This window comes from Nocardioides montaniterrae (genome assembly GCF_054782655.1).
The window spans coordinates 211,652-224,748 of sequence record NZ_BAAGSB010000004.1; the positions used below are offsets into that span (position 1 = coordinate 211,652).

Annotated in this window: 14 protein-coding genes; 9 read left to right on the forward strand and 5 right to left on the reverse strand. The window is 71.4% G+C overall.

Annotation, left to right across the window (positions count from 1 at the left end):
- Window positions 1-9: 9 nt before the first annotated feature.
- The 5 genes from ACYVJ3_RS08935 to rplI all read left to right on the forward strand — a co-directional run bounded on the left by ACYVJ3_RS08935 (window position 10) and on the right by rplI (window position 3,984).
- Window positions 10-2,043 carry an FHA domain-containing protein gene (locus ACYVJ3_RS08935; protein ID WP_460852536.1) on the forward strand — a complete coding sequence of 678 codons (2,034 nt, stop codon included), beginning with the start codon at window positions 10-12 and terminating at the stop codon, window positions 2,041-2,043.
- 197 nt (window positions 2,044-2,240) lie between these two features.
- Complete coding sequence (gene rpsF / locus ACYVJ3_RS08940) at window positions 2,241-2,528, forward strand: 30S ribosomal protein S6 (RefSeq protein ID WP_460852539.1); 288 nt, start codon at window positions 2,241-2,243, stop codon at window positions 2,526-2,528.
- Between the two features lie 120 nt (window positions 2,529-2,648).
- Window positions 2,649-3,200, forward strand: coding sequence for a single-stranded DNA-binding protein (locus tag ACYVJ3_RS08945; protein WP_460852541.1), 552 nt, complete (start codon window positions 2,649-2,651; stop codon window positions 3,198-3,200).
- A gap of 72 nt (window positions 3,201-3,272) precedes the next feature.
- Window positions 3,273-3,509 (forward strand): 30S ribosomal protein S18, encoded by a 237-nt coding sequence (rpsR, locus tag ACYVJ3_RS08950; protein WP_460852544.1) that lies wholly within the window; start codon window positions 3,273-3,275, stop codon window positions 3,507-3,509.
- A 28-nt stretch (window positions 3,510-3,537) separates the two neighbouring features.
- The gene (rplI, locus tag ACYVJ3_RS08955; RefSeq protein WP_460852545.1) at window positions 3,538-3,984 is read left to right on the forward strand and encodes a 50S ribosomal protein L9; all 447 of its coding nucleotides are present in this window, start codon (window positions 3,538-3,540) and stop codon (window positions 3,982-3,984) included.
- Window positions 3,985-4,112: 128 nt separating this feature from the next.
- Here the strand turns inward: rplI and ACYVJ3_RS08960 are convergent, their stop codons facing one another.
- Both ACYVJ3_RS08960 and ACYVJ3_RS08965 read right to left on the reverse strand, forming a co-directional pair.
- The gene (locus ACYVJ3_RS08960; protein ID WP_460852547.1) at window positions 4,113-4,673 is read right to left on the reverse strand and encodes a hypothetical protein; all 561 of its coding nucleotides are present in this window, start codon (window positions 4,671-4,673) and stop codon (window positions 4,113-4,115) included.
- Window positions 4,670-6,028 (reverse strand): MATE family efflux transporter, encoded by a 1,359-nt coding sequence (locus tag ACYVJ3_RS08965; RefSeq protein WP_460852549.1) that lies wholly within the window; start codon window positions 6,026-6,028, stop codon window positions 4,670-4,672. Before ACYVJ3_RS08965 ends, ACYVJ3_RS08960 begins: the two co-directional genes overlap by 4 nt.
- 390 nt (window positions 6,029-6,418) lie before the next feature.
- Between ACYVJ3_RS08965 and dnaB the strand changes: the two genes are divergently transcribed.
- Window positions 6,419-7,819, forward strand: coding sequence for a replicative DNA helicase (gene dnaB / locus ACYVJ3_RS08970; RefSeq protein ID WP_460852550.1), 1,401 nt, complete (start codon window positions 6,419-6,421; stop codon window positions 7,817-7,819).
- Between the two features lie 39 nt (window positions 7,820-7,858).
- Here the strand turns inward: dnaB and ACYVJ3_RS08975 are convergent, their stop codons facing one another.
- Window positions 7,859-8,461, reverse strand: coding sequence for a TetR/AcrR family transcriptional regulator (locus ACYVJ3_RS08975; protein ID WP_460852552.1), 603 nt, complete (start codon window positions 8,459-8,461; stop codon window positions 7,859-7,861).
- Window positions 8,462-8,549: 88 nt separating this feature from the next.
- On the opposite strand from ACYVJ3_RS08975, the gene ACYVJ3_RS08980 reads away from it, so the two are divergent.
- From ACYVJ3_RS08980 to ACYVJ3_RS08990, 3 genes are read left to right on the forward strand one after another with little or no spacing between them, the layout of a single operon-like run.
- Window positions 8,550-9,767 carry a hypothetical protein gene (locus tag ACYVJ3_RS08980; RefSeq protein WP_460852553.1) on the forward strand — a complete coding sequence of 406 codons (1,218 nt, stop codon included), beginning with the start codon at window positions 8,550-8,552 and terminating at the stop codon, window positions 9,765-9,767.
- Window positions 9,764-10,264, forward strand: a complete 501-nt coding sequence (locus ACYVJ3_RS08985; RefSeq protein ID WP_460852555.1) for an SRPBCC family protein — start codon at window positions 9,764-9,766, stop codon at window positions 10,262-10,264. The genes ACYVJ3_RS08980 and ACYVJ3_RS08985 overlap by 4 nt, the downstream gene beginning before the upstream one ends.
- A 28-nt stretch (window positions 10,265-10,292) precedes the next feature.
- Complete coding sequence (locus ACYVJ3_RS08990; RefSeq protein WP_460852556.1) at window positions 10,293-10,649, forward strand: MmcQ/YjbR family DNA-binding protein; 357 nt, start codon at window positions 10,293-10,295, stop codon at window positions 10,647-10,649.
- A 124-nt stretch (window positions 10,650-10,773) separates the two neighbouring features.
- Here ACYVJ3_RS08990 and ACYVJ3_RS08995 read toward each other — a convergent pair whose 3' ends face one another.
- Window positions 10,774-11,466, reverse strand: coding sequence for a response regulator (locus ACYVJ3_RS08995; RefSeq protein WP_460852558.1), 693 nt, complete (start codon window positions 11,464-11,466; stop codon window positions 10,774-10,776).
- Complete coding sequence (locus ACYVJ3_RS09000; RefSeq protein ID WP_460852559.1) at window positions 11,463-13,073, reverse strand: sensor histidine kinase; 1,611 nt, start codon at window positions 13,071-13,073, stop codon at window positions 11,463-11,465. The genes ACYVJ3_RS08995 and ACYVJ3_RS09000 overlap by 4 nt, the downstream gene beginning before the upstream one ends.
- Window positions 13,074-13,097: the final 24 nt, after the last annotated feature.

Consider the following 13,097-nt stretch of genomic DNA (forward strand, 5'->3'; position numbering starts at 1 on the left):
GATGCGCTCATGACGACCCTGCGCATCGCCATGTCCGGGCAGAGCTGGACGTTCGAGGAGCCGGCGGTGGTGCGGATCGGCCGCGACGCCGGCTCGGATGTCGTCGTCGACCGCCAGTCGGTCTCGCGCCGCCACCTCGAGGTGCGCTCGCAGGGCAGCGGCTGGGAGGTCGTCGACGTCGGCAGCAGCGCCGGGACCTGGGTCGGCGACCGCCGCGTCCAGTCGTTCCTGCTCGGCGCCCCGGTCGCGCTGCGCCTGGGCGACGACCACAGCGGCGAGACGATCGGCCTGAGCCTGGTCGGGGTCACCCCGCCCGCGCCGCAGGCACCGCCCGCACCGGTCTCCTCGGCCCGCCCGATCTCCGCGATCCCGAACCTGCCGGCGCCGGGCCTGGACGTCACCCGGGTCCCGTCGGCGGGCCAGCCCGGTCGGGAGGGGTACGGCGGAGGCCCCGGCCTGATGATCCGCGACAACAACCAGCAGCTGCGCTTCCCGCCCGGCCGCCCCGTGCGGATCGGCCGCGAGCCCGGCCTGGAGATGACGATCGAGGACGAGGCGGTCTCGCGCCAGCACGCCGTCATCGAGCCGCGTCCGGACGGCTGGTGGTACTCCGACCGCTCCACCGGCGGGACGTACGACGTCGACGGCGACCGCGTCACCAACAAGCGGATCACCGAGCCGACCACCCTGACCCTCGGCCACCCGACCGCGGGCTACGAGATCGAGGTCATCCCGGCCGTCGACGCCGCGACGGCGCAGCGGGGGTTCGCCCGCAAGCGCCGCAAGAAGGGGCTGCTGGTCGGGTCGGCCGTGCTGGCCGGCCTGGTGCTGGTCGGCGGCGGCATCGGCCTGACCGCCGCCCTCAGCGGCGGTGGCGACAGCAACCACAGCAGCGGGCTCGAGCGCGCCAAGCGCGCCAGCGTCTTCATCATCGGCGCCGATGCCGACGACACCCCGGAGTACACCGGCTCGGGCGCGATCATCAGCGACACCGGCCTGATCCTCACCGCGGCCCACGTCGGCGACCCGGAGGCCCAGGGCCAGCAGACGGGAGAGCCCGCACCCGACCACCTGCTGATCGCGCTGACCTCGCCCGAGGACGACAAGCCCGTCGAGGCGGCGTACCGCGCGAAGCCGGTCGTGACCGACGGCGTCCTGGACATGTCGGTCCTGCAGATCACCTCCGACGCCGACGGCAACCCGATCAAGCCCGGCGACCTGCGCGGCAAGCTCCCCGAGCCGATCCCGATCGGCAACAGCAACGACCTGTCCACCGGCGACGAGATCACCGCGCTCGGCTTCCCGGCGCTGGCGAGCCTCGGCTCCGACGGCGATCGGCTCAAGCCCTCGCTCACCGTCACCAAGGGTGTCGTGGCGACCTTCGAGCCCGACCCGAAGCTCGACACCCAGCGCGCCTGGATCGACAGCGACGTCCGGATCGGCTCGGGCAACTCCGGCGGAGCCTCGATCGACGACAAGGGTGAGCTGATCGGCGTCAACGACGCGGTCATCACCGCGACCACGGCCCAGGGCCACGCGGGCGAGTTCACCGGCGGATCGGCGCTGATCCGACCCGTCGCCCTGGCCAAGGCGATCCTGGACCTGGCCAAGAAGGGTGGCGACCCGTCGTACGTCTCGCCGTACTACGAGGGCTCGCCCTCCAGCCCGTCCTCGCCGAGCCCCTCGACCCCGCCGAGCTCCAGCGCGAGCGTGGTCGCCAACGAGTGGGCGACCAGCCAGACCCACTGCGCCGGCACGAGCAGCCCGAGCAGCCCCTCGCAGCTGTATGGCGTCCACGCAGGCGACACCGTCTACATGCAGTTCACCGTGACCGGCATGGCCGACGGCACCGACGTGTCCATCACCGCCGTCGACGACGCCGGCAACCAGCTGGCGGGCGGCACCAAGCCGTGGGGCCTCGGCTCCGGCAAGACCTGCATCTACCTCTCCTTGACGTTCAAGGGGGATCCGCCGGCCTCCGCCACGGCGACGGTCACCGTCGCCGGGCGCCCGGTGGCGACGGGTGCGGGCACCTTCCAGTGACCGCTGGCGGCGCCGGGACCCGTTGATTCGGTACGCCGTCCCGGCCGCTGTTAGCCTGCCCTGTCCGGATTTACGTACCCGAATGGTGGGTGCGGACCCCGGACGGTTCACCTCCTCCTTCCTGGAGGGGTGCGCCGCGAAGCCCTCCTGCCGCGGAAAGTCCGTGGCCGCCAAGTCCAGAGGAGGTGGAGACCGCTTTGCGCAAGTATGAAGTCGTGGTCATCCTCGACCCCAGCCTCGACGAGCGGACGGTTCAGCCGTCGCTCGACAAGTACCTCAATGTTGTCCGTGGCGACGGTGGCACCGTCGACAACGTGGACATCTGGGGTCGCCGTCGTCTCGCGTACGAGATCAACAAGAACGCCGAAGGCATCTACGCGATCCTCAACATCACGGCTGAGCCGGCGACCGTCGACGAGTTCGACCGTCAGCTCGGTCTGAACGAGGCCGTTCTTCGCACCAAGGTGCTGCGCGCCGCCAACTGACCTCTGGTCAGTTCGCGGTTCCCATGATCGGGAGCCTGTGGACAGCGCCTACCTATTGTCGGTGGCGTAGGACACGATCAAGGCAGCTCGATCACTCGAACGGAATCTCAGGAGACATCCATGGCAGGCGAGACCACCATCACCGTCGTCGGCAACCTCGTCGACGACCCGGAGCTGCGCTTCACCCCCTCGGGTGCGGCCGTGGCGAACTTCCGGATCGCGTCGACGCCGCGCACCTTCGACCGCCAGAGCAACGAGTGGAAGGACGGCGACGCGCTGTTCCTGTCCTGCTCGGTGTGGCGGCAGATGGCCGAGAACGTGGCCGAGTCCCTCCAGAAGGGCATGCGGGTCGTCGTTCAGGGTCGTCTGAAGTCGCGGCAGTACGAGACCCGCGAGGGTGAGAAGCGCACCGTGTTCGAGATCGACGTCGAAGAGGTCGGTCCGTCCCTGCGCTACGCGACGGCGAAGGTCGCGCGTGCTGGTCGTTCCTCCGGTGGACAGGGTGGTGGCCAGCAGTACGGCGGCGCCCCGTCCGGCGGCGGCGCGCCTGCTGGTGGCAACGACCCGTGGGGCGCTGCTCCGGCTCAGTCCGGTGGCGGCTTCGGTGGCGGTGCTCCCGCCAACGACCCGTGGGCCGCGCCTGGTGTGGCTGACTCCGAGCCCCCGTTCTGATCCAACTCATTTCACCTACCATTCCGGCGGTCCGTGACTGGGACCGCCGGGCTCTGAAGGAGGAGCACCACAATGGCTAAGGCAGTCGTTCGCAAGCCCAAGAAGAAGGTTTGCCAGTTCTGCAAGGAGAAGGCGACCGGTGTCGACTACAAGGACACCGCTCTCCTCCGCAAGTTCATCTCCGACCGCGGCAAGATCCGCGCGCGTCGCGTGACCGGCAACTGCGTCCAGCACCAGCGCGACATCGCGATGGCTGTGAAGAACGCCCGCGAGGTCGCCCTGCTGCCGTACACCGGCGCGGGTCGCTGAGCGACACCGGAAAGAGGAGAGAGCAGATATGAAGATCATCCTGACCCAGGAGGTCGACGGCCTCGGTGGCGCCGGTGACGTGATCGAGGTCAAGGACGGCTACGGCCGTAACTACCTCGTCCCGCAGGGCCTCGCCATCCGTTGGACCCGTGGCGCCCAGTCCCAGGCCGACTCGATCAAGGCCGCCCGCGCGGCCCGTTCGGTCCGCGACGTGGCGCACGCGCAGGAGCTGAAGGCCAAGCTCGAGGGCTCGGCCGTCAAGGTCAAGGTCAAGGCCGGCAAGGAAGGCCGCCTGTTCGGCGCCGTCACCGTTGCCGACATCGCCTCCGCCCTCGGCGAGGCCGCTGGCGAGCCGATCGACAAGCGCACCATCGCGCTGGCTTCCCCGATCAAGGCGCTGGGCAACCACGCCGTGTCGGTCAAGCTGCACGACGAGGTCTCGGCCTCCGTCGCGCTGAGCGTCGTCTCGGCCTGATCAACTGATCACCGCGTAGGCGGCCGGTCCCCTCGGGGGCCGGCCGCTTCGGCGTTCTCGGGGGTCGGCTGGTGCTGCAGGTTTCCCAAGGGATGCAGGGAAACCGGCGCTTCCCAGTGGTTGCAACGCTAGGGAAGCGGAGGTTCGGCTGCATCCCTTGGGGAACCTGCACCCGCCCAAGTCCGCCCCGAGAACACGAAGCACAGCACGATCACGGCCAGCTGGACGATCTGGCCGAGCGCGGCGACGCCGTTGAGCCAGCCCTGCTCGGCGGTGTAGTAGACGATCGGCGCGATGATGCCGCCGGCGAGGCCGACCTCGCAGAGCCGCAGGCCCATCGAGGGCCCCTCGTCGTGGGCCGCCCACGCCCGCCTGGCCAGGACGTGGCAGAGCAGCAGCTGGAAGGCGAGCTCGGCCAGGCTGACGCTCCACAGGACGGCCGGATCGGCGTCCTCGAGCGCGTGCCGGGTGTCGGGCCACCACAAGGGCCCGGAGCAGAGCAGCGCGACGACGGCGATCGCCACGAGCAGGCGGGCCTGGCGCGGCGTCGTCACCGAGGCGAAGCGACGTACGCCGACGAGGACCAGGAGCCAGCCGACCGGGTCGACGAGCAGGTCGTAGCCGCCGTGGAGGGTCGCCTTGGCGCCGACGATCAGCAGGCCGAAGCCGATCCACTGCAGCGGCTTCATCGGGCGATCCCGGTGACCAGCCAGGCGTCGTCCCGTGCCCGGCGTACGAGCGTGACCAGGCGGCCGCCCATGAAGAGGGTCCCGAAGACCAGCCAGATCCAGGCGAGGGCGAGCGACAGGGAACCGGCCAACAGCACCAGCGGAGCGTAGCCGCCGAGCACGATCAGGCCGGCGCGGGCCAGGTAGCGGCCGTCGCCGGCGCCGATGAGCACGCCGTCGAGGACGAAGACGACGCCGGCGACCGGTTGCAGCAGCGCGGCGACCAGCAGCACCGGCACCAGTGCCGCGCGCACGCTCGCGTCGCTGGTGAACAGCGCGCCGAGCCAGGGGGCGCTGGCCGCCAGCAACAGCCCGGTGACGACCCCGGAGCCGGCGCCCCAACGGATCATCCGGTCGGTGGCGCTGCGGGTCGCGGCTACGTCGCCGCTGCCCAGGTGGCGCCCGATGATGGCCTGGGCGGCGATCGCGATCGCGTCGAGCGAGAACGCCAGGAAGCCCCAGATCGTGGTCGCGAGCTGGTGGGTGGCGATGGGTCCGTCGCCGCCGTGGGCGGCCAGGACGACGGCGTACGTCGTGACCAGCAGCGAGGCGCGCAGCGTGAGGGTCCGCACCAGCAGGGGTACGCCGGCGCGGGCGGCCCGGAGGATCCCGCTCCGGTCGGGGCGCAGGCGGGCGCCCTCGGACCGTGCGGCGCGGGCGACGACCGCGGCGAGGACGGCTGCCGCTCCGAGCTGGGCGATGACCGAGCCGAGCGCCGAGCCGGCCAGGCCGAACCGGTGGATCGGGCCGAGCCCGAAGACGAGGACGACGTTGAGGGCGATGTTGGCGACGTTCGCGACGACCGCGACGAGGAGCGGCGTACGGGTGTCCTGCAGGCCTCGCAGCACGCCGGTCGCGGCGAGGGCGACCAGGAGCGGGGTGATGCCGCCGGCTGCGATGCGGAGGTACGTCGTACCGGCGTCCGCGATCGCGGCGTGCGCGCCGAAGAGCGCGACCAGGGGGTGGGCGGCGAGGGCGACGGCGATGCTGGTCGGCACGCCGATGAGGACGGCGAGCCACAGGCCGTCGACGCCCTGGTGGAGCGCGGCCCGGCGGTAGCCGGCGCCGACCCGGCGGGCGACCGCGGCCGTGGTGCCGTAGGCCAGGAAGACGCAGAGCCCGACGGCGGTCTGCAGGACGGTGCCGGCCAGGCCGAAGCCGGCCAGCTCGCGAGTGCCGAGGTGACCGACGACGGCGGCGTCGCCGAGCAGGAAGAGCGGTTCGGCGATGAGGGCGAGGAAGGCCGGCACCGCCAGCCGCAGCATCTCGCGGTCCTCACCGCTCGGCAGCGGGCGGAGACGTGAGAGGACCCTCATGACACCGGTGGATAACTGGGGTGACCCTGTGGATACCGGGGGTATGTCCGGTACCCGTGGTAGGCCGGTACGGCGACCTCACGGCGAGCGTGCGGTGACGTCCCGGTGAACCCGAACCGGCCCCGACTATTTGCCTTCCACAGCTGTGGATCGACAAAACCCCAGGTCAGGGGGCATGTGGTCGGCATCAGCGGCATCCTGTCCACACCCTTCTCCCCAGTCCGTGCACACCGTTCGTGCGTGTCGTCCACGGGGCCGGCCGGGTTATACACAGGCCCTGTGGACAACGGGCCCGTCAGGGCTTGTTGCCGACCCTGTCGGTGCTCGAACCTATCGTGAGCAGCGAGTTTCGATCCGGCCGTCTGGCCGGGGGCGAGGGGGAGTGTGGCGGTGAGCGCGGCCGAGGAGTGGGAGCCCGAGCAGTGGGGTGACGGTCCGGCCGCCTACGAGCCCGGAAACGCTCCGTCGAGCGGTCCCATCGGCCGTACGCCGCCGCAGGACATGGCCGCCGAGCAGTCGGTGCTCGGCGCGATGATGATCTCCAAGGACGCCATCGCCGACGTCATCGAGCAGATCCGGGGCAACGACTACTACCGCCCCGCGCACGAGTCGATCCACGAGGTGATCCTCGACCTCTACGGCCGCAACGAGCCGGTCGACATGGTGACCGTGGCCGCCGAGCTGCAGCGGCGCGGCGAGCTGTCCAAGATCGGCGGGGCGGCGTACCTCCACACGCTCGCGGCCAACGTCCCGATCGCGGCCAACGCCGGCTTCTACGCCGAGATCGTCTACGAGAAGGCGATCCTGCGCCGGCTCGTCGACGCGGGCACCCGCATCGTCCAGATCGGCTACGCCGAGGAGGGCGAGGTCGACGGGATCGTCAACGAGGCCCAGGCGGAGATCTACAAGGTCACCAACCGCAGCAAGTCCGAGGACTACGTCCCGCTCAGCGACATCATGGACAGCGTCCTGGACGAGATCGAGGCGATCGAGAACCGGGACGCGGGGGTGTACGGCGTACCCACCGGCTTCGCCGACTTCGACGACCTGACCAACGGTCTGCACTCCGGCCAGATGATCGTCGTGGCGGCGCGACCCGCCATGGGCAAGAGCACCCTCGCGCTGGACTTCTGCCGTGCGGCCTCGATCGGCAACGGCCTGACCAGCGTCTTCTTCAGCCTGGAGATGACGCGCGCCGAGATCGTCATGCGTCTGCTCTCGGCCGAGGCGAAGGTCGCGCTCAACCACATCCGCAACGGCAAGATGTCGACCGAGGAGTGGGAGCGGCTCGCGCGCAACGTCTCGCGGGTGTCCTCCTCGCCGATGTTCATCGACGACTCGCCCAACATGACGATGACCGAGATCCGGGCCAAGGCCCGCCGGCTCAAGCAGAAGCACGACCTCAAGCTCGTGGTCATCGACTACCTCCAGCTGATGAGCTCGGGCAAGAAGGTCGAGTCCCGTCAGCTCGAGGTCTCGGAGTTCTCGCGCCAGATCAAGCTGCTCGCCAAGGAGCTCGAGGTCCCGATCATCGCGCTCTCGCAGCTCAACCGTGGTCCCGAGCAGCGCGCCGACAAGCGCCCCGCGATGTCCGACCTGCGTGAGTCCGGCTCGATCGAGCAGGACGCCGACATGGTGATCCTGCTGCACCGCGACGACGTCTACGAGAAGGAGTCGACCCGCCCCGGCGAGGCCGACCTGATCGTCGCCAAGCACCGCAACGGCGCCACCCGCGACATCGTCGTGGCCTTCCAGGGTCACTACTCCCGCTTCGTCGACATGGCTCACTGACGCCGGTACGCGCGTCGGCATGGGGTGCGGACGTCGCCCTCAGCTCCCTTGGGCGCGGTGCTCCGTGACCTTGCCCAGCGCGATGATCCCGGCGCTCAGGTGCTGGCTGATGCTGGTCAGGTCGGCGCCGAGGCGGTCCTCGAGGTTGCCGGCCAGGTAGAGCGTGGCCAGGCCGTGCGCCATCGACCAGCCGGTGAGGACCAGGCCGGGAGCGTCGTCGACGTCCCATCGTTCGGCGAGGGCAGCGCCGCTGCCGTCGAGCACGGCGAAGGCGGTCTCCCTGGCCTCGACGAGCTCCGGGTCATCGGTGCGGTAGAGCCTCGGGCGGTACATCACCTCGAAGTAGCCGGGGTGGGTGATCGCGAACTGCACGTACGCCGCTCCGCCGTCGAGGAACCCGTAGGGCCCCACCGCGACCGGTGCGACGGCCTCGGTCGTCAGCCGGAAACCTTCGGTGGCGATGGCGGTGAAGAGGCCGGTCTTGTCGCCGAAGTGGTGCACCGGTGCAGCGTGGGAGACGCCCGCGCGCCGCGCGATCTCGCGGAGGCTGACGCTGGCTGCGCCGACCGCCTCGACCTCGGCCACGGCGGCGGCGATCACTGCCTCGCGCAGCGAACCGTGGTGGTACGGCTTCTTCGTCATGGCGGCAGCCTACCGAGAACTAGCCATTGACAAGTTCGACCGGTCCGACGAATCTAGTCGTTGTCAAGATTGATTTGCGGAGGCCGCCATGGAGCACAGAGCAGCGACACCCTCGTACACCGACCTGGCCGAGCGCATCGAGGCGGTCCGTGAACGCGCTGCCACGCCCGGCTGCACGGCTCATCGACCGCCGGAGCAGGTCGACGTCGAGGCCTGGGACCACGTCGGTGACCCGCTCGCCGAGGCGCTCATCGGACGCCTGCGCGACCGCAAGCTGATGGGCGGAGACATCCTCGCCACCACCCGGCGGCTGAGGAGGGAAGGCGACCCGATCGCGGAGGCGTTCCTGGCCGACGTCGAGCACCTGCCGGAATGGGCGGACTTCGACGCGATGCGCCCCGGAGCCTCGTTCGGTCTGCGCCACCCGCTCGGGATGGTGCTCAGCCTGCACGGTGCACTGCCCTTCACCTACGTCGACGGCGGCACCGCGCGGGTCATGGCGAGCACCGGGCGGATGACCAAGCCAGGAGCGGACTTCCGGCGACGGTTCTGGGAGTCCGCGTCGGGCTTCGTGGGCGCTCTCGACGTCGACGCGATGAGGCCTGGCGGCCCGCGGTGGGAGGAGTGGGTGCGGATCCGGCTGCTGCACACCCAGATCCGCCTGGGCATCCTCCGCTCGGGGCGCTGGGACACGTCGGTGAGCATGCCGATCAGCCAGGCCGCCACTGCCGTCGGCGGGCACATCTTCGGCGCCTACCGGATCAAGCTCATGGAGCACTTCGGTGCCCGACCGACACCCGATGAGGCCGCCGGCTTCAAGCTGATGTGGCGCTGGATCGCACGCATCGAGGGCGCCAGCGCCGAGCTGCTCGGCACGACCGACGCCGAGCAGCTCCAGCTGGCGACCCGGATCAGCGACCACCTCTACCGGCCGACGGAGGACTCGCGCGTCGCGACCGCGGCGATGATCGACGGGCTGGCGACCATGAAACGGATCTTCCCGGTCTCTCGCCGTGTCCACGCCTCCCTGGTGCGCGACCTCCTGTCCGAGGACATGGTGCAGACGCTGCCCGGCCGAGACGTCCCGGCCGCGCTCGGGCTCGAGGAGTTGCCGCGCGCGGACCGTGCGGCAGCCACGGTCACCTGGGTGGACCGCGGCCTGACTCGGCTGGTCGCGGCCATGCCGGGAGACGACGAGACACGGCTGCGCGCCTTCAACGGCTTCCTCGCCCGTCAGCTCGGCCCGGTCGCACCGACGTACCGCGCCACCCGCATCGTGCCGCCGCACGATCGGAGCGGCACGTGATCGGCGATCGGTGGGGTGTCACGACCGAGGAGACCCGCGCGTCCTATCCCTGCGACGACCACGTCCCGGGCGCATCGCTGCAGGCATGGCGGGGAGTGACGATCGACGCGCCGCCGAGCGTCGTGTGGCCGTGGATCGTGCAGCTGCGGCTGGCGCCGTACTCCTACGACAGGATCGACAACCTCGGTCGCCGCTCGCCACGCGAGCTCCTGCACCTCGACGACCCGGACATCGGCGACGCGTTCAGCTCCTCGGCCGGCCGGCCACTCGGCCGCGTCGTCGACGTCCGGCACGGGGACCACCTCACCGCCCGGATCATGGGAGCCGTGATGACCTACCGGCTCCACCCGGTCGGTGATCGCCGGACGAGGCTCGTCCTCAAGATCGTCGGTGACTTCCCGCGGATCGTGGCGACGGCCCTGTCGGTCGGTGACCTCGTCATGGCTCGGCGCCAGCTGTTGAACCTGAAGGACCTCGCCGAGGCCAGCGCCCGCTGATGTCGGCGCACGCGCCTAGTGTGCTGGCATGGCGGTGGTGGACGACGTACGACCGCTGGGCTCCGAGCTCGAGCGGTCCTACATCGCGTACGTCCGCGGTGCGCTCCGGTTCCGGGTCGGGCAGATCGTGTACGTCGGCTTCTCGCCGGACGAGCGCGTCATGGGGTTCGCGTTCCCCAAGGAGGAGCGGGACGCGCTGGTCGGTGGTGACCCGCGGTTCTCCCTGCCGCGTCCCTCGGACCTGCGCTTCAACTGGGTCCACGCCGACCTGGCGGCGCTCGACCCCGCCGAGGCGCGCGAGCTGGTCGTCGATGCCTGGCGGATGGTGGTGCCGCAGAAGTGCGCGCGTGCCTACGACCTGACCCACCCCGGCGGCCCGGGGTGAGCCTCGCTCAGGATCTGCGCGAACCCAGCACCGGGTGCAGGTGGACCGACTCGACGGCGACCCGGGCAGGCACCGCGCCATCGAACCATGGCCTAGGGGTCGACCAGCGCGGACGCGCGCCGGGTCATGGCGCGGAGCGGAGGCGGTACTCGACCTCGGGTCGCCCGGCGCCGTACCGGTGTCCCCGGACGACCTCGCCGCTGTCGGCCAGGTGCTCGAGGTACCGCCGGGCGGTGACGCGGGAGGTCCCCGTGCGCGCGGCCACCTCGGAGGCGGACATCCCGCCGTCGCCGTCACGCAGGCCGGCCAGCACCGCGGACAGCGTTTCCTCGCTCATGCCCTTCGGCAGCGGGGTCGCCGGCCGGTGCAGCGCGCCGAACATCGCGTCCACCTCGCCCTGCACGACCGAGTCGGCGGTCGCGGCGAGCTGCATGCGGTACGTCGCGTACTGCTCGAGCTTGGCGCGGAAGCCCGCGAACGTGAACGGCTTGAGCAGGTAGTGCGCGACACCCTGGGTCGCCGCGCGGCGGACGACCTCGCGGTCGCGCGCGGAGGTCACCGCGATCACGTCGGCGAGGACGCCGTCGGCGCGGAAGCGCTGGAGCAGCGCCAGCCCGTGGCCGTCGGGCAGGTTGAGGTCGAGCAGCACGAGGTCGACAGGGACGCGCCGCAGCAGGCGCAGGGCCTCGGCGGTGCTGTGCGCGACGCCGGCGAGGGCGAACCGGTCGAGGCGCTCGACGTACGCCGCATGCGCCTCGGCTGCGATCGGGTCGTCCTCGACGACCAGCACCCGGATCGGCGGCAGCGCTGGGCTCACGAATCCTCCCCGGCGGATCGCAGCGACAGCGTCACGAGGAAGGACGCGCCGCCCAGGTCGGCGCGCCCGATGGTGACCTGTCCGCCGTGGCGGCGGGCGACGCCGGCCACGAGCGCCAGGCCGAGGCCGTGGCCCGCCTCGGCCTTGCTCGACCAGCCGCGCGTCAGCACCAGCGCCGACTGCTCGGGACTCAGCCCCGGTCCGCTGTCCTCGACCAGCACGGTCGCCGTGTCGTCGACCTGGCCGAACCGCACGAGCACGCGGCGATGCGCTGCGTCGGCGACCGCCTCGAAGACGTTGTCGACGAGGTTGCCGACGACGGTGATGAGGTCGCGGCTGGCGACCGCGGCGAGCTGGGGCAGCTCGCCCTCGACGGTCAGCTCGATCCCGCGCTCGGCCGCCTCGGCGCTCTTGCCGACGAGCAGGGCCGTCAGCGCCGGGTCGCCGGCGGCGGCCACCAGGCGGTCGGTGAGCGATTGCGCGAGCTGCAGCTCGGTCGTCGCGAACTCGAGGGCGTCGTCCGGCCGCCCGAGCTCGATGAGCGAGACGACCGCGTGCAGCCGGTTGGCGGCCTCGTGGTTGAGCGCGTGCAGCGAGTCGGTCAGCCCGCGGACCAGCTCGAGCTCACCCGTCGCGGCGCGCAGCTCGGTCTGGTCGCGCAGGGTGACGACCGCGCCGACCTCCCGGCCCGCCCAGCTCGCGGGTGCGGAGCTGACCAGGACGAGGCGCTCGCCGGCGGCGTAGAGGTGGTCGCTGCTCGCCGTCGTGCCGGTGGCGGCGGCGACGAGGCCGGGAGCCAGGCCCAGGTCGGCGAACCGTCGCCCGACGGCGTCGGTGGGCAGGGTGAGCAGGCGGTGCGCCTCGTCGTTGGCGAGCTGCACCCGGCCCTCGTCGTCGAGGAGCACCAACCCTTCGCGCATCGCGCCGAGGACGGCCGCGTAGAACTCGTACATCCGGCCGAGCTCGTGGGCGCCCAGGCCATGGGTCTGGCGGCGCAGACGCCGCGCCACCAACCAGGTGCCGAGCAGGCCGAGGAGGAGCACCGCGGCCGCCGCACCGACGATCAGGACGAGCGAGCGGGCCAGCCGGCGGTCGATGGTGGCGACCTTGATGCCGACCGCGACGAGCGCGACGACCTTGCCGTGGCCGTCGCGGATGGGGGCGACGGCGCGCACGGACGGACCGAGCGTGCCGGTGTACTGCTCGGTGAAGACCCGGCCCTCGGGCGCCGAGCCGACGTCGCCCACGAAGCGCCTGCCGATCTCGGCCGGGTTGGGGTGGCTGTAGCGGATCAGCCCGAGCGACATCACCGTCACGAAGTCGACGCCCGCCGACCGGCGTACGGCCTCGGCCAGGGGTTGGACCTTCGCGCTGGGCCGCGCCGTCTGCACCGCGGCGACCAGGTCCGGGGAGTCGGCGAACGTCGTCGCCACCGCGACCACCCGGTGGGTCGCGTCGTTGCGCGCGTCGCGATGGGCGTCGTACGCCGCCAGCCCGATCGCCGCCGCTCCGAGCAGGAGCACCACCAGGACCTGCAGCACCAGCATCTGGCGCGCCAGGGACGGCTCCGCCCGCGGGGTACGTCCGGGATCGGAGGCGCGGGCCATGAGCCGGAGTCTTCCACCGACGGC